This window comes from Bacillus sp. FAU20 (assembly GCF_056033865.1).
Window position 1 is genome coordinate 1 of the sequence record NZ_JBVYHY010000009.1, and the last position, 18,509, is coordinate 18,509.

20 protein-coding genes, 3 pseudogenes and 1 riboswitch are annotated in these 18,509 nt (G+C 32.3%); of the genes and pseudogenes, 6 read left to right on the top strand and 17 right to left on the bottom strand.

Annotation, left to right across the window (positions count from 1 at the left end; all coding sequences use genetic code 11):
* Positions 1-271 precede the first annotated feature (271 nt).
* From AC0OM3_RS08220 to AC0OM3_RS08285, 14 genes and pseudogenes are all read right to left on the bottom strand, one after another.
* Positions 272-559, bottom strand: a pseudogene (locus tag AC0OM3_RS08220) (formylglycine-generating enzyme family protein); the annotation flags it as partial.
* A gap of 161 nt (positions 560-720) precedes the next feature.
* Positions 721-1,224 carry a DNA topology modulation protein gene (locus AC0OM3_RS08225; RefSeq protein WP_000720552.1) on the bottom strand — a complete coding sequence of 168 codons (504 nt, stop codon included), beginning with the start codon at positions 1,222-1,224 and terminating at the stop codon, positions 721-723.
* Positions 1,221-2,150, bottom strand: coding sequence for a phosphotransferase enzyme family protein (locus AC0OM3_RS08230; RefSeq protein WP_474211386.1), 930 nt, complete (start codon positions 2,148-2,150; stop codon positions 1,221-1,223). The genes AC0OM3_RS08225 and AC0OM3_RS08230 overlap by 4 nt, the downstream gene beginning before the upstream one ends.
* Before the next feature lie 24 nt (positions 2,151-2,174).
* Positions 2,175-2,561 carry a ribosomal maturation YjgA family protein gene (locus AC0OM3_RS08235; RefSeq protein ID WP_474211388.1) on the bottom strand — a complete coding sequence of 129 codons (387 nt, stop codon included), beginning with the start codon at positions 2,559-2,561 and terminating at the stop codon, positions 2,175-2,177.
* Between the two features lie 65 nt (positions 2,562-2,626).
* Positions 2,627-3,334 carry a class I SAM-dependent methyltransferase gene (locus AC0OM3_RS08240; protein WP_000655257.1) on the bottom strand — a complete coding sequence of 236 codons (708 nt, stop codon included), beginning with the start codon at positions 3,332-3,334 and terminating at the stop codon, positions 2,627-2,629.
* Between the two features lie 21 nt (positions 3,335-3,355).
* Positions 3,356-3,709, bottom strand: a complete 354-nt coding sequence (locus AC0OM3_RS08245; protein WP_474211390.1) for an MmcQ/YjbR family DNA-binding protein — start codon at positions 3,707-3,709, stop codon at positions 3,356-3,358.
* 15 nt (positions 3,710-3,724) lie between these two features.
* A complete protein-coding gene (locus AC0OM3_RS08250; protein WP_474211392.1) occupies positions 3,725-4,129 on the bottom strand; it encodes a GNAT family N-acetyltransferase in 405 nt (134 codons plus the stop codon).
* A 35-nt stretch (positions 4,130-4,164) separates the two neighbouring features.
* Positions 4,165-4,581 carry a GNAT family N-acetyltransferase gene (locus tag AC0OM3_RS08255; RefSeq protein WP_000680417.1) on the bottom strand — a complete coding sequence of 139 codons (417 nt, stop codon included), beginning with the start codon at positions 4,579-4,581 and terminating at the stop codon, positions 4,165-4,167.
* A gap of 28 nt (positions 4,582-4,609) precedes the next feature.
* Positions 4,610-4,981, bottom strand: coding sequence for a hypothetical protein (locus tag AC0OM3_RS08260; RefSeq protein WP_474211394.1), 372 nt, complete (start codon positions 4,979-4,981; stop codon positions 4,610-4,612).
* On the bottom strand, positions 4,978-5,754 hold the full coding sequence (locus tag AC0OM3_RS08265; RefSeq protein WP_001195219.1) for a serine hydrolase: 777 nt from the start codon (positions 5,752-5,754) through the stop codon (positions 4,978-4,980). Before AC0OM3_RS08265 ends, AC0OM3_RS08260 begins: the two co-directional genes overlap by 4 nt.
* A gap of 162 nt (positions 5,755-5,916) precedes the next feature.
* Positions 5,917-6,429, bottom strand: coding sequence for an N-acetyltransferase family protein (locus AC0OM3_RS08270; protein WP_474211396.1), 513 nt, complete (start codon positions 6,427-6,429; stop codon positions 5,917-5,919).
* A gap of 80 nt (positions 6,430-6,509) precedes the next feature.
* Positions 6,510-7,511, bottom strand: coding sequence for an HAAS signaling domain-containing protein (locus tag AC0OM3_RS08275; RefSeq protein ID WP_474211398.1), 1,002 nt, complete (start codon positions 7,509-7,511; stop codon positions 6,510-6,512).
* The gene (locus tag AC0OM3_RS08280) at positions 7,498-7,845 is read right to left on the bottom strand and encodes a PadR family transcriptional regulator (protein ID WP_000380305.1); all 348 of its coding nucleotides are present in this window, start codon (positions 7,843-7,845) and stop codon (positions 7,498-7,500) included. The genes AC0OM3_RS08275 and AC0OM3_RS08280 overlap by 14 nt, the downstream gene beginning before the upstream one ends.
* A 1,014-nt stretch (positions 7,846-8,859) precedes the next feature.
* Positions 8,860-8,921, bottom strand: a riboswitch (Fluoride riboswitch).
* The gene (locus tag AC0OM3_RS08285; protein ID WP_000629083.1) at positions 8,918-9,253 is read right to left on the bottom strand and encodes a DUF952 domain-containing protein; all 336 of its coding nucleotides are present in this window, start codon (positions 9,251-9,253) and stop codon (positions 8,918-8,920) included. It overlaps the preceding riboswitch by 4 nt.
* A gap of 81 nt (positions 9,254-9,334) precedes the next feature.
* Here AC0OM3_RS08285 and AC0OM3_RS08290 point away from each other — a divergent pair.
* Positions 9,335-10,073: pseudogene (locus AC0OM3_RS08290) on the top strand (hypothetical protein).
* A gap of 221 nt (positions 10,074-10,294) precedes the next feature.
* The gene (locus AC0OM3_RS08295; protein ID WP_000337119.1) at positions 10,295-10,855 is read left to right on the top strand and encodes a GNAT family N-acetyltransferase; all 561 of its coding nucleotides are present in this window, start codon (positions 10,295-10,297) and stop codon (positions 10,853-10,855) included.
* Positions 10,856-10,992: 137 nt separating this feature from the next.
* On the opposite strand, the gene AC0OM3_RS08300 is transcribed toward AC0OM3_RS08295, so the two are convergent.
* Positions 10,993-13,068 (bottom strand): HelD family protein, encoded by a 2,076-nt coding sequence (locus tag AC0OM3_RS08300; RefSeq protein ID WP_474211401.1) that lies wholly within the window; start codon positions 13,066-13,068, stop codon positions 10,993-10,995.
* A 319-nt stretch (positions 13,069-13,387) separates the two neighbouring features.
* Between AC0OM3_RS08300 and AC0OM3_RS08305 the strand changes: the two are divergent.
* Positions 13,388-13,702, top strand: a pseudogene (locus AC0OM3_RS08305) (CPBP family intramembrane glutamate endopeptidase); the annotation flags it as partial.
* Between the two features lie 54 nt (positions 13,703-13,756).
* Here AC0OM3_RS08305 and AC0OM3_RS08310 read toward each other — a convergent pair.
* Entirely contained in the window at positions 13,757-14,137 is a 381-nt protein-coding gene (locus AC0OM3_RS08310) for a gamma-glutamylcyclotransferase family protein (protein ID WP_000274902.1), read from the bottom strand.
* Positions 14,138-14,162: 25 nt separating this feature from the next.
* On the bottom strand, positions 14,163-16,280 hold the full coding sequence (gene recQ, locus AC0OM3_RS08315; protein WP_000494267.1) for a DNA helicase RecQ: 2,118 nt from the start codon (positions 16,278-16,280) through the stop codon (positions 14,163-14,165).
* A 275-nt stretch (positions 16,281-16,555) separates the two neighbouring features.
* On the opposite strand from recQ, the gene AC0OM3_RS08320 reads away from it, so the two are divergent.
* The 3 genes from AC0OM3_RS08320 to AC0OM3_RS08330 form a co-directional block, all read left to right on the top strand.
* Complete coding sequence (locus AC0OM3_RS08320; protein ID WP_001016536.1) at positions 16,556-16,717, top strand: hypothetical protein; 162 nt, start codon at positions 16,556-16,558, stop codon at positions 16,715-16,717.
* A 684-nt stretch (positions 16,718-17,401) separates the two neighbouring features.
* Positions 17,402-18,025, top strand: a complete 624-nt coding sequence (locus AC0OM3_RS08325) for a hypothetical protein (RefSeq protein WP_000287736.1) — start codon at positions 17,402-17,404, stop codon at positions 18,023-18,025.
* A 178-nt stretch (positions 18,026-18,203) separates the two neighbouring features.
* On the top strand, positions 18,204-18,509 hold a 306-nt coding region (locus AC0OM3_RS08330; protein WP_474211404.1), incomplete at its 3' end, for a cytoplasmic protein.

Genomic DNA, 18,509 nt, shown 5'->3' on the forward strand with positions numbered 1-18,509 from the left:
AGTGAAATTATTACTAACATATAAAACCACATCCTGAAATCATAAAGTAAAACTTTAATTAGTTGGGGTTTTACGGTCGGTTAATACGGGATAAAATAAAAGTGTGCAGCAGAAATTGTAGACTTAGTTCTCAAAATTCACATTTAGTATTTTCATTTTTTCCATTTAAACAATTCTTCTCTTCTTACAACAGAAAAGTGTCTATATCATTTAATATAGACACTTTTTTCATGTATAACTTTATATTTATTACTGACCTACAAATGTAAAAAATAGAATAATATTCTTTTAATCCCGCTTTTTTTGAAAGTACATTACAAAACGCAATGGCATCGTTCCATGAAATATTGACAACTGGTTTATGATTTTTATCAAAATTATTTAATGGACTATTTGTAATAGCATCATATAGTTTGATTGTTACAGCATACTTCGCAAGAAGAAATGGTTGAATTTGCACTAGCCATTCTTTTTTTATTCGATCATTTCTTAATACTACCTCTCCAGCTGGAATATTTACCATTAATGAATCGATTTTTTGAATTAAATCATTAGTCATTTTCTATTCCTCCAAACGTTCATTTTATATGAATTTATAGTCATATACTCATTACAAAATACAATTTTCAAAAAGCGTTAAATTTTTCATAATAAAAAACGATTAGTTTAATTAAACTAATCGGTAAGATCCAAAAAGAATTGTTGTGTCACATTCTATTATTATATGTGCTCTAAAAATTTCCGAACCTCATTTGGAGATTTTAAAACAATAACCTTTTTCTCTTCGGACAATTGCTCTAACCCTTTTAAAATTGTAGGTCGTTTAGCATTAGGATATTTCCATATCCATTTAAAAAATTGCAAATCAAATCTTTCTTCACATCCCGCGCCCATATCTGGTCTTGTTTTATTCCGGTATTTTACAATTCTTTTAAACGCACGATAAATACAAATTGTTCTATGAATATCAAGGAAGATAATTGTATCAGCTGCATTCAGTCTGATATCCATCGTCCCGCCATAATTCCCATCAATAATCCACTTCTCATCTTTAATTAAGTTATTTTGAACTGCTATTTGTTCTTCTCTCGGAACACCTTCCCAATTTGGTTTCCAAAATAATGCATCAAGATGATGCACCTTAATATTTAATTTATTTCCTAACTGCCTTGCTAATGTAGATTTTCCTGAACCACCAGAACCAATTAATATTATTTTTTTCATACCTTTACGATACCTTCTATAACTTCTTCAATAGCTTCCTTGTTAGCAAAAATCCAGAAGAACATTTCTTCATTTAACTTTAATAAATCTGGTAACTGGACAAAATAAGCAATAAAGATAATTTGAATTGAAAGCATAACATACCAAATGGCTTTTCGTTCTTCTTTCGTTAAATCATTTTGTTTATAATAACCTTCAAAGACTTTGCTAACGATATGTAACCATTTCCCTCTTAATCTTTCATCACTAAATAGCTCGCTTAATATACTTGTACAGCAATAACATAAATCAAATATTTTTACATTATTTTCTAAAATATCAAAATCTATAAACCCTTCCAGTTTATCATCTTTAAAGATTACATTTGATAGATGCATATCACGATGAATAATTTGTCTCGGTAATGAATGGACCGTTTCCTTGAAAGCTGCGTGCATTCGCTCCATCTTTTGAATTACCTCTCGATGAACATACTCATTCTTTTCTAAAATTGGTATAGCCCATTCAAATACCATCTTATATAAATCTCTTTTTATTAACTCATGGTCACTATTCACCGAATGTAATGCTTTGTGCAGATTAGCTATTTCTTCTCCAATTGTACTTGCTAGCCTTTCCAGCTTATCCGTATCTTTAATTTCTAAAACACTTCCGGCAACATACTCATATAAGCAATAACATTTCTCTTTATATAATACATATTGTTCATCATTTTCTGTCTTTACTACTCTCTGTACTTTAATTCCCTTTTCATACAGTTGCTTCAAAACATCGAATTCAACTAGAAGTTGCTTTATCGATCCCGTTCTCTTTAAAATGTACTCTTTATTCTTGCATAAAACCTTCGCTACTTTTGGTTGCATTACAGTAGCTGTGACATGTTCATTTCGAAACCAAAGCTTTGCAATTTCCAGTGCTTGTTCCATTTACAAATACCCCTTTTACAGTTCTTATTTCTTCCGAAAAATAACCTCACACAGTATTCCCACTCCAACACCAATTGTATAAGCCACTACATCACTCCACAAAAAACCGTATCCCAACACGAGTCCGCCCAAAGTCGTTGCACGAATGCTATCTATCCATTCCGCATGATACAATTGGCTCGCTTCAATCCCGTAGCAAAACATTAAACTAATAAAAGCCAACTTCTTCGTCTCTGTTTTAGGAAACAAAAATCCAAAGCCAATGAAAATCATTAATGCCCATAATGCATCACCTAAATAATCATTTAATAGATGTGGTAGTGCAAAAGCAAACTTTCTTGAGCTAAGACCTAAAATAATAACAACTATAGTAAATAGTGCATATACTACTCTATTTCGTTTCGTATTCATTTTAAAGTCTCCTAATATGTGATGTAAAACTGTAAATAGCTAGTAAAACAAAGTTATTTTACTAGCTATTTATTGATTGCTTTTATGATAAGAAAATGTGGATTCATATTTAAATAATAATATGATTTTTCGCTTACTTCTTTCATTTTTTCAATTGCCTTCGGTTCCACTATTTCTTCTAATACAAAATAATTTGTAGTTTCATTTAGTATGTCTTGTAATGATCTTCTAAAAAACTTGACTTCAATAGTAATATTCGGTTTAACCCAAGTATCTATTAATAACTGTTTTTCAAAATAATTTTCACATGGAAACTTTGTGAAATCCATAAAAGGATGATGAATAGAATAAATAAGTTCTCCACCTGGCTTCAATACACGACGAAATTCTTGAAATACTTGATTCCAATTTTCTATATAATGAAGAGTTAATGAACTTACAATCACATCATACGTATTATCTTCAAATGGCAATGTTTCTTGCAGATCATGACAAAGGAACGTCGCTTCTTCTCCTATATTTTCTTTTGCTGCTTTTACCATTTCAGGACTTACATCAATTGCTGTAACATTTGCTCCTCTTCCTATGAATTGAGAAGTATACCATCCAGCTGCACATCCAGCATCTAATATCTTTTTTCCTTCTAGTTCCTTTGGAATAAGCTCCATCATCGCCGGTCTTTCATAATAACTGTTATATGGATTTGCGAAATCTAGATTTTCTTTATATGTACTCGCTAATTTATCATACGTATCTTTAATCGAATCTTTCATTACACACACTCCTAATACATATTAATCCATTAACTCCTGCTGCTTTTTCTTTGAAAATGATTGTAGTACTAAATCATACGACCAATCAATCATTTTATTAATTTGCTCCTGCTCTATATCCTTATGAATATAAACGGTATTCCAATGTTTTTTATTTATATGATACCCTGGAATAATTGTTTCTGGATAAACTTCTCTTATTCTTAATGCGACTTCTGGATCACACTTCAATGTAATCGCAGCTTTTTCGCCTTCTTCATGATTTACTATCGCAAATATTTTATTATTAAGCCTCATACATGTTGCACTCCAGCCACCTGGAGAATCTTCTGTCGCTTTTCTTTTCGATAAACAGTACGCTCTTGTTGCATTCATTTTAATTGGCACCTCTTATTCTTTCCCTGTTTGATTACGATGCATCACAATTTGCTTCGTTGCTTGAAATTGCTGCTCACCGTAAAACTTTATTAGCTTCTCTCCGCAAAATAGACTAACAATATCAATATGAGATATTTCTGGAAGTAATATTGTAAGCATTTTCTCTCCAATACCTTTATTTCTTACATTCTCATGTACGACAACATCTTCAATGTATGCTCGAAAAACACCATCAGAAACGACTCTAGCAAATCCAACTAATTCATTTTCTTCCCATACTCCAATGGCTATACTATTCTTTAACATTTTTTCAACATCGACTTCTTTTCTTTCTGGCCACCAACCGACAGAATCATAAAGCTTCTTTATTTTTTCTGCACAGATTGGTTGTTCTTGTTGCAATTTATACGTGTACATATGCTTTCTCCCATCAATCAGTATACATAATATTATTATAATCTCTTTTCAAAAAAGTGCTGACTATGACCTTTCGGATGATCTTCAACGATACCATACTCTCGGTAACCGTGCTTTTTATAAAATTCTGGCGCTTGAAAACTAAATGAATCTAGCAATATTAATCTGCACCCTTTTTCCTTCGCAATTTCTTCAATTTTATGTAACAGTTGACTACCATAACCGTCATGACGAACTGATTTATCAACCCATAAAAAGTCGATATGAAGATGATAAAAATACATCGTACCTGTTACACCACCAAATATTTTTCCTTCTTCATTTTTTACTACGAGACTTACTTCTTCCATCGGCTGTTTTACTTCATCTGTTAAGATGGACATATTATATTGAATGACTTTATTTTTAATGTATTCTCCTTCAATACGTGTACCGTTCTCTATATGTTTCATATACATTGCTTCCTTTCAACTTAGTAAGCTACATTTTATTTTTCCCCTTTAAAATACTAATCAAAACGATTCCACCATATGTAACAAAGCATGAAAAGCCAATTATCCCTGGTACAGAGACATAGCCTACCCTTATGTAACTTATAACTGCAAAACAAGCGATAGACAATAAAATAGATGGCCAAAATATAACAGCTATTTTTCTTCGCCCTCGTTTCGATGTACTTTCTTTCTCTTCAGAAACACGTGTGCCAAAAAGCAATACAATACAAATAAGGATCGCTGCAAAGTAAATTGTATCTAATGACAAATTGTGATCATATAGGGCGATTCCAACTTCAAGAGCAATAATCGTTAAAATTAAAATAATGATTGTTAAAGTCTTTAAGTTTCTTTTCAATCGCTCACTCCTAGCATGCTTTCACTATATTCTTTGTATATGTATTTCAACGATACTGCAAAAACTTCATCTATTTCTTTATTTTCACTTCGATTAGGTAAATCTTTCCCCCCAATAACGTAAAGAACCGGGAATTCGTTAAACACCCCTATTATACCAATATTTATTATTGCTGTAGGCAATCCACCTGTCATATGAGCTATATGATAATACGGTATCCCTTCATATTCTCCTTGCTGCCTTACCATTCCATTTATTATTGGTTCCCATAATTCCGGCTTAGTTTTATACCCTCGAAAAATTTGCACTAAAAGTGAATGTATTTCATTTAACTCTCCAACATTTTGTTCATCTCTAGGGTTTTCTTGAACATGTATGTTAGGGAAGTACGTTGAAACATGCTTTCTAATAGTATCCCATCCTCCGCAGTGCAATACAATCGCCTTTGCAATATAACTGTCATGACACGCTATCATCACTTCAACAGCTTTACTGAGTGATATTGTATCTCTTCCTTGCAAATGTGGATATAATTGTGCACTATCTTCTTTTGGATTAAATTTAATTTGGTGAAGCATATCATTCCAACTAATTTGTTTGTTTTTTACCATGTTTGCTACTGCAAATCCAATTGCCACTTTTGCTGCTGATGCTAAAGGAACATATAGTTCATTATTATAGGAGGCAATTATATCTTCAAATTTTGTAGAAGACACAATCACTCCAACTTGACCAGATTGTATTTCTTTCATTCCTTCAATGACAGTTTGCATATTCGCACCTCTTTTTATATTGTTTTATTACATTCTTTAATTTCGATATAGAATGTATAAAACCTTTTTTGTTACTTGATATGTATGCATACAATAAAAAAGATAGCATGAAATTTTCCCATGCTACCTTTCTAAAATACATACTAAGCAAAACGCAAATATCTATTCTTCTGTAGGCCTTTTAGGACCATTAAGCTCCAATTGATAAAAAGCTAAATCTAACCACCTATTAAACTTATAACCAGCCTTCTTAATTGTCCCCGCATGAACAAATCCATAGTTTTCATGTAAGGCAATACTTTTCTCATTTTCTGCATCAATTCCAGCAATTAAGGTCATATACCCTCTTTCCTTTGCAATTTTGATTAATTCTTTCATTAATGAAGACCCAATGCCATTTTTTCTATATGCCTTATCTACATACACAGAATGTTCAACTGAATATTTATAAGCAGGCCACGCTCTAAATGGGCCGAATGTCGCAAATCCTACTACTTTATTATCTAATTCATATACGATAATTGGATACTCTTCAGCCTTTTTTTGTTCATACCAATCTATTCTATTTTCAAGGGTTACAGGTTTATACGCATATACAGCTGTTGTATAAAGTATCGCATCGTTATAAATATCTAAAATGTATGCTAAATCTTTTTTCGTTGCTTCCCTTATCATTATTTTCTTCCTTTCATCATGTTCACCTTATTTTACTATCTTTTTAATAGTTTTATTTTATCGAAATTTCCGATTTTTATCTACATACGAATACTAGCTTTTCGGAAACCATCAAATATATTTATTGCAGCAGATAACATGTAGAAGAAAATTCCTCCCCCAATGAGCCACGTTTTAAACTCCTCTGAGGAAATAGTAAATGCATTTGCCAAATACGTAATAAACCCTGCGTTAAATACATGTGGATTTACTACAATTACAATGAATACTATCGTCCCAGCTATTTGAAGAATAGCATTCCCAATCGCCACTCTTTGCGTCCATTGTCCCTGCACTAATTTATAAAGGGATATACATATTTCAAAAACGATCATAATTACAACGATTGGCCAGTACTGCAATAAAACATCTTGATTAAAAGTTGGCGAGATAAACTTCAGTCCATTTGCCGTACCGTTATATACGCCAACAAGATAATTCGCATAAAAGTAAAGTGTAGCCCAAACTGCTGTCCACATTAAACCTCCAAAAACTTCAAACTTCGAGATTGCTTTTTTCTTTGGGATATACGAGATGTTTTTCAAATCATCTGGTGTCCATTTTTTTAAACTTATTGTCAATGGTTGTGGGTCTTTTTCTTTATCTGTTCTTTCTAAAACAGCGAAAACAAGTGTTATCCAAAAAAATACTTGGAGACCTACTTCAAATGTTTTTGCAATTCCTTCACCCATCAATTTTAAAATAACGTTTACTACTGCCTGCTCACCACTATAACTAATAAAACTTTCTGCAGCCATTGAAATAAGTGCAATAACAACTGCAATTGGTATAATCATTTTTAATAATGTCATATATACATCAAAATAACGTGGTCCAATTAAATGCATCGGTCTATCCATGTATCCATTAGCCAATGAAACTGGACTTCCCAATTTTTCAAGAACGCTCTTTACATCATCTTCATTATAATTATCAGGTAACATATCCTCTATTGTTGACCGTATTTCAAGTGTAATATCTTCACGATTTTTTTCAGGTAATCTTTTTGCAACTTCATGGACGTAGATATCAATTAGACTCATTATCGTCCTCCTCCTTTAATAAGTTATACAGTTCTTTTGAATCCTTTATCCATTCTTTTTTCAACTGCAAAAATATTTCTAATCCATATTCACTTAAAACATAATACTTACGAGGTCTACTCTCCGTTTTATCCCAACTACTCGTCACTAATTCCTGCTTTTCTAATCGGCGAAGTAGCGGATATAAAGTACTTTGATCAATTGTAATTCCTGATTGCTCCAATAACTGGACAAGTGAATATCCGTACTGCGGCGTTGTTAATTGACTTAAAACGGCTAACGTTAATGTCCCTCTTCTTAACTCAGTAATTAACGAGTTTAATAAAGTATCCATTCACTCACCTCATTTCCATTACTATATGTCATACAGTATGTGTTTTATACTATGTATCGTACAGTATTAGTGTGACAAAAACTATAATTTTTTACCAAAAAACGGATAATGAAAAGCGCAAATTATATGATTTGTGCTTTTTTAGCTAAGTTATACATATCACTCTAAAAGGTAGCAACCTTAACTACTAATTTTGCAGTTCCAGTAATACTATATTAAGCTACAAATATCGTATACATATGATGTGAACATAACACCTCACTATAGGAAGCTAATAAAACGGAAAATTACCATAGTTGAATGATTCCTGTTTTATTCTTTAGGCACTGTTGATTTCACACTGTTTTCAGCACCTAATCAACGTTATTTCCTTCATAAACTTCATCTTGTTCAAAATCTTTATTTTTGTTTGGTTTATTAGAGAAAAATAAAAAAACAATTAAATTAGGTTAATTGTTTTTCAAATACAAAATCTTTATTTTTTTAAATAACCTATGATATTCGAAAAAACAAATTCTCCAAATGCAAGTGGTATATAAATAAACCATAACTTTAATATTGCCTTTGTTTCTTTGTGATCAGAATCCCCCATTAAAACCAACCCTATCCTTTATTTTCAAATATTTTGATTTTAATTCCAATAACAAGGAAATTATACCATTTACCAATGTTGTAGTCTATGTTTTCTAAAAAATTAAATAAATAAAACTCTTGTATTCCTTCAATATTCAGATAAAAACAATAACTTTTTTACGTTTCATCTTCAAAGTCTATAATGAGTCCTGTTAGAACCGCTGCATTACCTATCGATTGGATCCCGTGACCATCTTAAATTCTTCCCACTCTAACTGCTCTTTTGTGATTCATCGTCACATTATGATGAATCACTCATACATTATCTAGAAGTAAAAAAACCTAATTCACTTTTCTCTTAAAGAGCACAATTCAAATGTGCTCTTTTTAAGTCCGTTCGAATAAAATTCAAAATCCTACTGATAAACAAAAAAACCTCGTTTATCAATAGGATTCATTAGCTATATATAGCGATTATAGCGAACTCCATCACCTATTACTAAAGTCGAACTGATTTAAGTAATATAAATTCCCCTTTTTCTTTAGAAAATTGAACAACCTCTACAATCGCCTCAACATTAATTACTCCGTAAACATGCGGATATTCTTGACCGTTAGAAGCAAGTTCATATTTTACTTCTGCTTTTAATAAAGCTGGATCAATTGTAAGTAATAAAACATCTTCTTCATGCTTGAAATATTTTTCTGCAACTTTTAAAGCTTGATCTAATAATGAACAATGAATAAATCCCTCTTCTATAAGTGATTCTTCATTAATTTCTCCAGTTGTTTTTGCGATTTCCCAATTACTTTTCGTAATTACTTTTGTAATCATAGTGACTCTCCCTTTTTAATTTATGTAATGATATAATAACACTAAATTTTCAACACGTGCTTAATAGATTGGGGACTTATAATGGATAAACCTCTCAATACATTACAAACTATTATTATACATATGAATAAAAATGAGCATTGGCATGATTTTATTTGTTACTGTCAGCATCGCGAAGCGGGACTTCGAAAATTAGCTTTTAAACATTTAGAGACATTTAGAGACATTTATTTCAAATGCAAAGAAATGGGAATCAAAAGATCAAGAAGAGTTTGCCATTTCGCTGTTTACTATTTTAGATGCATTAAACGAAAAAGATGGGATCTTAACTTTCTCACTAAATAGTTTTCTAATTGACATTCTATATAGATGGACAGAAAACAACCCATTTGATTCAAGACCTTTTAGATGGATAGGAATTTATATGGACTCTAGCAATAAAGAAGACGATTTAGAAAAATTCCTTCGAAAAGCGATTGAATTAGGTGGTGATACCGAACAAAAAGCCATGATATACCTAGTTTCTAATTACATCAATACTTTAGAATTTGGTACAAATGAATTCCCTTCAGGTTATTGCGGAGATTTAAGCGAATGTATAGAAAAACTTCCCTATATGCTGCAATTAATTAATAGAATTCAGAATAAGAACATAAAGGAGCAAAACATTGGGCAAATACAAGAACAACTACACCTTATTCTAGATTGGTTAAAACATACACAAACTCCAGTAGATGCCGTTCGTGTACGGGAAAAAGGACAAACTAAGGAATTAGAAAAGGTCATTGTATATTATTTACACAACAGCTCAAGTCGTTAATTCATCGTGTACAGAGATAATAAAGTTGTTTAAAAAACGCCAGTCATGTTATTCAACAATCGGGCTATATAACGGAATAAATCCTTGTGAAAATTAAAAACATTTGAAATAATCGTCATTAAGTTGAAGCAGAGCGATTGCAGCAAAAGGTGATACGACTTTTTCTTACTTAATAATCGTACGATAGTTAAAAAATTCAACTAATTATATTCCGAAAGGGTGTGTGTAGTATCTTATCAACTAATGTTTTTACTTATAAATCTAAGGATGGAAAAACAGTAATAATTAGAGAAGCTAAAGAACAGGATGCAGAAAGAATACTAGATTCTGCTTCAAAAGCTTTAATAAACGCTCCATACATGCTAAGTACGGTTGAGGATGTAAAAAAGGTGCGTATCGATGCTATTCAAAAAACGTTAAAAGCTTATCTTGAAAATCCAAATTATGTACAGTTTATTGCTGAAGTTGATGGTAAGTTAGTCGGTGCAATAGATTTTAAGAACGGAAACAAAGAAAAAATTAGTCATCAAGGGGCTTTTGCGATGACCATACTACCTGAATATCGAAATTATGGTATTGGAAGAGCTCTTCTAGAAACGTTAATCAATTGGGCTAAAAATAACAGTAAGATTGAAAAAGTTTGTCTTGAGGTAATGGAAGATAATCTAGGTGCAATCCAGTTATATAAGAATCTAGGCTTCTTTGAAGAGGGTAGAAAAGCAAAGGGTGTAAAATTGGATGATAGCTATCAAAATTTAATATTAATGGCTTTATTCGTTTAAAATCGAACACTAATTTCAATATAAAAAGAGGATCTTCATAGTCATCTCCCTGTTAAGTAGACAGTAATAGAAATCCTCTTTTTATATTTATCTCACATTAGCTTGCAGTAAAAATCCCCACTGATTATAGTTTCACTTTATTTTAATCCTTTAATTAAAGGTGACGCTTCTCCACTATAGAAAATCCATAAGTCATGAAGTGATCTCGTACATCCGACATATAGTAATTTTGCATCATGCTTTGTGTTTTTGTAATGTTCCTCATCCACATCAATTAAAAGCACCGCATCAAATTCTAAACCTTTCGCTAAATAGACAGGTACTACTGATATACCACCTTCATATTTACTTTGGTTTGCTTCAATTACGTTTACCGTTAATCCTGCATTTGTTAATTTCACATATATATCACGGCATTCATCTTCTGTTCTTCCGATTACCGCAATTGTTTTCACATCTGCATTTTGCAAATGTTTTACCGTCTTCACAATTTCAGTAAATTGATTTTCTGTATGAATTACTTTCACATCTTCTCCACTGCGGAAGACTGGTGTTGCGAGTCCTACTGGGATTTCTGCATTTTTAATTATTTCATTTGCAAATTCAATAATTTCTTTTGTAGAACGATAACTTCTTGTCAATTCATAATAACCGGTTTCTTGGAATACTTCCTTAAAAGCATTCCAATCTTCAATTCCTTGGTAATCATAAATCGCTTGCGATAAATCACCTAATATAGTGAAAGAATTACCTAATGTAATTTCTTTTAATACATAAACTTGGAAAGGCGAAAAATCTTGCGCTTCATCAATAACAACGTGATGAAACTTCTGCCCGATTTCAATCCCTGTTATACGATGATGTATGTATATTAAAGCTGGTAAATCTTCTACATACACTTCTTTTTTACGACAACTCTTTTCTGTTTCTTTAACAAGTTCTTCAGGTAATACCTCGAGTATTTCTTTACTTTTTACTATTGAACTATACAGTGAAAGAGCACTCATTTTCGGCCAAAACTTCATATATGCGTTCAGTCTCTTAGTCGCTTCTTTTTTAAGTAATTTTTTCTCGTTTGTTTCCCCGAATTTTTTAAGTTCAATTTCAATCCAGCGCTTCATTCGTCCTACTAATCGTTCTCTTCTTTTCTGTAAAGGATAATGTTTATATTCAACTTGCATCCATTTTTTAATATCTTCTACTGGAATAATCGCTCTATCCCACGCCTCAAAATCTTTTGTCGGAACTAACTCATTTTCAAATTGGATCATTCTCTCTTCAATAAACTTCTTAAATTCCAACGTACCCTTTAATTTACCTAGCATTACCTTCTTTTGATCACGATTAATTGAAAATGCTTCTTTCAATTTTTCTTCTGTCTGCTTTAGTTTCACTGAATCATCTAACGTACGTAATGCCAAATCCAGAAACGTTGTTTGACTAATATTCCCTACACCTAATTCAGGAAGTACACTCGAAATGTAGTCTAAAAACAGACTATTCGGCGCAAATACGATCATTCTTTCTGCTTCTAGTTGTTCACGATATTCATAAATTAAAAAAGCAAGGCGATGTAAAGCAATTGTTGTCTTTCCGCTCCCTGCAACCCCTTGAATAAGTAATGGTAAATTTCTTTCCGCTCGAATAATATCATTTTGTTCCGATTGAATCGTTGAAACAATATCCTTTAGCTTATTATCTTTATTCTCACCTAATCGATATAGAAGAAAATCATCGGCATGCGATACATCTTCATTTCCTTTTACATATGTATCAACAACACGTTCAAGTTCTCTTTTTCGAATGGAAATGTTTCGTTTTAAATACACATCACCTTCTACTAACCCATCTGGTGATTGATAAAATGCTAATTCTTCTCCACCGGTAAATGAATAAAACATACTTGCGACAGGCGCCCGCCAATCAATAATGATTGGCTTCATCGTGTCCATATCCGAAACCCCTACTTTTCCGATATAAATCGGCATAACTTCTTCTTTTCCATCTTCCTGAAAATCTAACCTTCCAAAGTACGGCTCTTGCACACCAATACGTAAGTTTTGTCTATTAGACTCCCTCATACTTTCAAGAATTTGCTCTTTAAAATCTTCTCCATAATAAACCGGGGTTTTTTCAAGCTTATCCAATTGCTCATCCATCGTATGTAAAGTATCCTTCATTTTTTGTAACTCACCTTCAAATATGTTGCTCATTTCGACGATTCCCTCCTGTCCGTTCTAATTTTTCAGTCGAAGTATCATTGTATTAAAAACCCAATCATAAAGTCAATAGTTTCCGTTTAAATTTTCCGAAAAAACTTATTTTTCATCTTTCTAATTTAAAAAGAATATGCAACATCTAAATCACACAAATACACATATAGTATAGTGATGCATACAAAAGATACTACTTTCTATTTGTCTCCTATTTAATTTATCTATTAACAAATATTGTGAAAATTAAAGACTTTAATCAATGGGCGTTTTACTGCCCACAAATAGTAGGATAAATAAAAGTAAAGGAGGCTCTTCAAATGAATATTTTGAATCTATCTCAAGATTAAATATGCTTCTATCTGGCTGTATCCTTATGGTTTGTTGGTCAATTATGTATGTTGAAATATATAGACTTACAAAATCCGTCTGGCCATGTGTTATCATGCATGCAATCGAGGATGCTGTTCCTACTGTTTTAGTTACAATAACAGGGATTATTACTCTTACAAACAGTAGTGATTTTTGGTTAAATCCTACTAGCGGGGTCGCTGCTACTGTTTTATTTCTCGGAATTGGAATCGTACTAAGAACTATAAGAATAAAAAGAGAACGACAATTATTCACACAATAAAAAGCAGATAATGAATTCGTCATTATCTGCTTTCCAATTTTTAAAACTACCTTATTATATTTTTTGATACATAAGCCAATCTCCAGAGTCTATCACTTTCTTTAACATCTTTTTATCCTGAGCGATATACACATATGCCTCAATTTCCCTATAAGCAACATATACTGTTTGCGTGATTCGATTATATAAATCAGTCTCCGCATTGCCTTTATATTCTTCTAGTTCATCTAACTTACACAATATCTCATCATTTACTACATAAATTTCTCCATACACCTGTTCTTCAATCGAATAAGTCATGGCCGGATATCCTTCGTTCGTATCAAATAATTTTCCATATGTCCAAGCTCTGTCTGCGATGCATGTTGCACCTAGCATATAATGAGCATTCGTTTGTCCTCTTCTTAACGTTCCATAAACGAAAACATGATACATAAATTCTTATCCCCTTTATATGCCTCTACTTTCTTATTTGTAAATAAGCACGAATCATAAAGTAACTCACTTCATTCGGAAGCTGTTCTTTAATAGATTTCAGACCACCATCTGCATTTTGAACGGCAGTTTCAATAAGAGATTCATACTCTGCTGGAACAAAGCTTTGCCAATCTACTTCCATTCCATCCTCATAGCAGCGAATTAAATGGTTTTCGATTGTTTGTCTTGATAAGTTACGTTCTTTTGCAATCTCATTCAAATCAATACCTTGTTTATACATTTCATACGTTTCTAAATGAGAATTTGCGGACGCTTTTCCTGACTTTTTACGCTCTGAAACTACTTCTGTCTTAATCGTTTCAGCATAATTTGGATTTTCCTTAATAAAATGCTGAACTGCTTGTAAGAAGTGCGAGCCATATTTCACAAGTTTGTGTTCTCCGATACCTTTTACCGTCAACAATTCGGAATCACTTTGCGGCATTTTCACACACATATCTTTTAATGTTTGGTCAGAGAAAATAACGAATGGCGGTACACCTTCTCCTTGTGCAATTTCTTTACGTACTTCACGAAGCACTTCAAATAAAGGATGGTCTTGAACAATTTGTCTTGTCTCTACTCGTTCTTTTCGTAAAACATTCTCTTTACCAAGTAATACTTCTTTCCCTTTTTCAGTTACTTTTAACGTCGGATAAGTGCCATGTTCAACTGCAATTAACTCGTCTGAAATTAAAAACTCAATAAACTCACTGACCTCTTTTACACTACGGTTCGATAAAAGCCCATACGTTGGTAAAGTATGAAAATTAAATTCAATAACTTTCTTATTCTTCGACCCAGTTAATACTTGCGCTATCATTTGCTTTCCAAAGCGTTGGTTCGTTCTAATCATGCATGATAAAACCATTTGTGATTCTCTTGTCACATCGATGCTCTCGCGATTGTCTGTACAATTACCACAGCGTCCACAATCTTCTTTCGGTTCTTCTCCAAAGTATTGCAAAATGAATGATTGTAAACATTGTTCTGTATGACAGTAATCGGTCATATTTTGCAATTTTTCAAGTTCATTTGAAAAACGTGATTCTCCAGTTGATTGATCAATTAAAAAACGCTGTACTTGTACATCTTGAGAAGAATATAACAATATACATGTACTATCTAATCCGTCACGACCAGCACGTCCTGCTTCTTGATAGTAACTTTCCATATTTTTTGGAAGCTGATAATGAATTACGTAACGAATATTCGATTTATCAATACCCATCCCGAATGCAGATGTTGCTACCATTACACTTACTTCATCTCGTAAAAAGAGTTCTTGTTGCTCATTTCGATCAATATCACTCATACCAGCGTGATATTTTGATACAGAAACTCCTGCCTTCATTAAATCTTCATATAACTGATCGACTACTTTTCTAGTAGCTGCATATATAATCCCAGATTCCTTTTGATTTTGACGAATATAATCCGCCAAATATGCATTTCGATCTTGCCCTTTAATAACAGAAAACGATAAGTTTTCACGCTCAAACGTTGTCATAATTGTATTTTCTTGATTAATTTCAAGTGTATTACAAATATCATCACGTACTTGCGGTGTTGCTGTTGCTGTTAATGCTAATACGAGCGGCTTTTCTGGAAGATAATCTAATATGCGATGTATATGTAAATAACTTGGACGGAAATCATGTCCCCACTGTGAAATACAGTGTGCTTCATCAATCGCAATCATAGGGATTTTCATATCGATAAGTTGGTCAACAAACTCCATCGAATCAAGACGCTCAGGCGCCACATAAAGTAACTTGTAATGTCCTTGTTTCGCTAATTGAATTCGCTGATTTGCTTCTGCAATAGATATAGAACTATTAATATATGTAGCTGAAATGCCATTCTGTACCAATGTATCTACTTGATCCTTCATAAGTGATATTAGAGGCGATATAACCAACGTCGTTCCTTCAAATACTAATGCCGGAATTTGATAACAAATCGACTTACCGCCACCGGTTGGCATAATACAAACCGTATCTTTCCCATCTAGTACATTTTTAATTGTTTCATCTTGTCCTCTTCGAAACGAAGAATAACCAAAGTAGGACGCTAAAAGTTCTTGTGCTTTAGTAAACAAAAAAGAGTCACCTGCTTTTCTTTATCTTTCATCTACTTCTATTATATCAATCACTTATGCGACTTGAAAGGGATGATTAGATGCTTATTGTTTTTTCATTATTCTATGTTTCTTCACTTATTTAATATGAATTAGCATCATTATTTTATATGTTTTACAGCATTTATAACGTAAATCCAGTACACAAGAAGAAAGATTTTCAATTTAAATGTTCATTTTATTTCCCTTTCTTGAATACTACTAATCGTATACATATAAATTCAGGAGGTTACTATATGAATCATCGTAATATGAGTTCCATCAAGGCAAAAACGAAAACACAAAAGCCCCAATTCTCTAATAATGATGCGTGGAAATATGAATCATACTATAAGTATCAGGCATTATTCTCTTATAAAAAGCTTTTTAATTTTCTTTCTCAACTTTTTAGACGTTAATATATGCACAAAAAATATATTATTCACAGAAGTTTTCTCAATATTAAACGTATAGACTTACTACAATTGAATTGTTAACATATATAATAATCTGTTGGATAAACCCCTTAAGTTGACCTGCTTATATTAGCAGGTCTTTTTCATAATTACATACTTCTGTGCACCTCAATCTCACTTCCACTTCTTTTCTCCATTTTATAACCATATTTAAATCCCAACAATTAATGATAATCATAAATTGTTGGGATTTAAATTGTTCACATATAATTATGCAATTCTTCTTTCTCAATACACAAAAGTCATTTTACTTGTACTATAAAAGTACTCCAGATGAGTTTTTGCTCATCGACATTATCTAGTTATTGGGACCTGCCGCGGGAAGCAGGTCCCTTTGACTGTATTAAGGTACCAATTTCATTTGGACACATTTACCAGGTTTTTTCAAAAGAATTTTATGATAACATTACGTAGTCGAGTCCGACATCTCGGCAATACCCTTTTGAGGGTCTGCAACTTCCCTTGCAGACCCTATTTTACTTTATATTCACTTTATTCATATATACCACAACATCATTCACCTAATTTCTCCATTTCAAATTCCCTAAAAATAATCTAGGACACGTAACTAAAAATAAATGTTTATCATACTTTGAGTTATACATGTTCAAAGGAGTGTTACTATTTATGTATTCTTATTGGCAATCGTATTACTCCCCCTACCATAACCCTTATGTAAACTATGATTTATCCGTACGGAACTACCGAATTAGTAAAAATGAGAATTTTTTAAAAGGGTATATGCGTTCTTTATGGGAACAACACGTCGCTTGGACGAGATTGGCTATTGTAAGTATAGTATTTAATTTACCAGATGTTAACGTTACTGTTGGGCGACTTCTACAAAACGCAACACATATGGGACTATCACTTGAACCATTTTACGGTGAAGATGCAGTGAAAAAATATAGTGCATTAATTAAAGATCACTTAGTAATTGCAGCGGATCTTGTTAAAGCCGCAAAAGCTGGTAATCAAAATGCAGCGGCCGCTATAGAGAAAAAATGGTACGCTAATGGTGACGCAATTATTGAATTTCTTAACAGTATCAACCCATATATAGATAAAGAAGAATTTAGAAAAATGTTTTATGAACATTTAGCACTAACGAAAGCAGAAGCACTTGCCTTCCTAAATAAAGATTATGAAGCAGGAGTAGAACTTTACGATAAAATTGAAAAAGAAGCATTAGAAATGGCCGACATGATAACAAACGCAATCGTAAAACAATTCCCGCAAGTCTTTCAATAAAGTGAAACTTTAATCAGAGTAGGTATTACTACTAAGTAATACTTGATAAAAATAAGTCGATTTCCCAACATAAATCGGCTTATTTAGTTTTCTCTCCATGATATTTCACCTCTCCTCTTTACATTTAGCTTATATCGATATATTTTATTAATATCCGTTTTTTATAGGAGGAAATAGTTTGATTAACGCGATTGGTCTAGTTTTTATACTTACAAATAAACACGAGAAAAAAAAGAAAGTTTACTTAAATGAAAAATTTGCACTAATAGATATTATTGATTCTAAAGAAGTATTTGATGATGAAGGGAATCCTTTAGTAGAACTAACATGTAAATACAGTATATATTTAGATGAAAAATATTACTGTAAATCTCTCGATGATTATACTGGACAAGTATTTCCTTTCTTAAGTGCAAAAATAGGAAAAGGCCTTCTAAGAAACTTAAACTACTACTTTTCTTACGTTGATGCCTATGATAAGAAA

What these genes read in the sequence shown, in the direction of transcription:
- AC0OM3_RS08230 (WP_474211386.1), bottom strand. Translation starts at nt 2,150, where the DNA reads ATGGAACAAGCACTGGAAATTGCAAAGCTTTGGTTTCGAAATGAACAT.
- AC0OM3_RS08280 (WP_000380305.1), bottom strand. Translation starts at nt 7,845, where the DNA reads ATGGATACTTTATTAAACTCGTTAATTACTGAGTTAAGAAGAGGGACA.
- AC0OM3_RS08245 (WP_474211390.1), bottom strand. Translation starts at nt 3,709, where the DNA reads ATGAATGCAACAAGAGCGTACTGTTTATCGAAAAGAAAAGCGACAGAA.
- AC0OM3_RS08265 (WP_001195219.1), bottom strand. Translation starts at nt 5,754, where the DNA reads ATGCAAACTGTCATTGAAGGAATGAAAGAAATACAATCTGGTCAAGTT.
- AC0OM3_RS08300 (WP_474211401.1), bottom strand. Translation starts at nt 13,068, where the DNA reads ATGAGCAACATATTTGAAGGTGAGTTACAAAAAATGAAGGATACTTTA.
- AC0OM3_RS08285 (WP_000629083.1), bottom strand. Translation starts at nt 9,253, where the DNA reads ATGATTACAAAAGTAATTACGAAAAGTAATTGGGAAATCGCAAAAACA.
- AC0OM3_RS08275 (WP_474211398.1), bottom strand. Translation starts at nt 7,511, where the DNA reads ATGAGTCTAATTGATATCTACGTCCATGAAGTTGCAAAAAGATTACCT.
- AC0OM3_RS08255 (WP_000680417.1), bottom strand. Translation starts at nt 4,581, where the DNA reads ATGAAACATATAGAGAACGGTACACGTATTGAAGGAGAATACATTAAA.
- AC0OM3_RS08320 (WP_001016536.1), top strand. Translation starts at nt 16,556, where the DNA reads ATGAATCATCGTAATATGAGTTCCATCAAGGCAAAAACGAAAACACAA.
- AC0OM3_RS08240 (WP_000655257.1), bottom strand. Translation starts at nt 3,334, where the DNA reads ATGAAAGATTCGATTAAAGATACGTATGATAAATTAGCGAGTACATAT.
- AC0OM3_RS08235 (WP_474211388.1), bottom strand. Translation starts at nt 2,561, where the DNA reads ATGAATACGAAACGAAATAGAGTAGTATATGCACTATTTACTATAGTT.
- AC0OM3_RS08310 (WP_000274902.1), bottom strand. Translation starts at nt 14,137, where the DNA reads ATGTATCATGTTTTCGTTTATGGAACGTTAAGAAGAGGACAAACGAAT.
- AC0OM3_RS08225 (WP_000720552.1), bottom strand. Translation starts at nt 1,224, where the DNA reads ATGAAAAAAATAATATTAATTGGTTCTGGTGGTTCAGGAAAATCTACA.
- AC0OM3_RS08250 (WP_474211392.1), bottom strand. Translation starts at nt 4,129, where the DNA reads ATGTACACGTATAAATTGCAACAAGAACAACCAATCTGTGCAGAAAAA.
- AC0OM3_RS08270 (WP_474211396.1), bottom strand. Translation starts at nt 6,429, where the DNA reads ATGATAAGGGAAGCAACGAAAAAAGATTTAGCATACATTTTAGATATT.
- AC0OM3_RS08325 (WP_000287736.1), top strand. Translation starts at nt 17,402, where the DNA reads ATGTATTCTTATTGGCAATCGTATTACTCCCCCTACCATAACCCTTAT.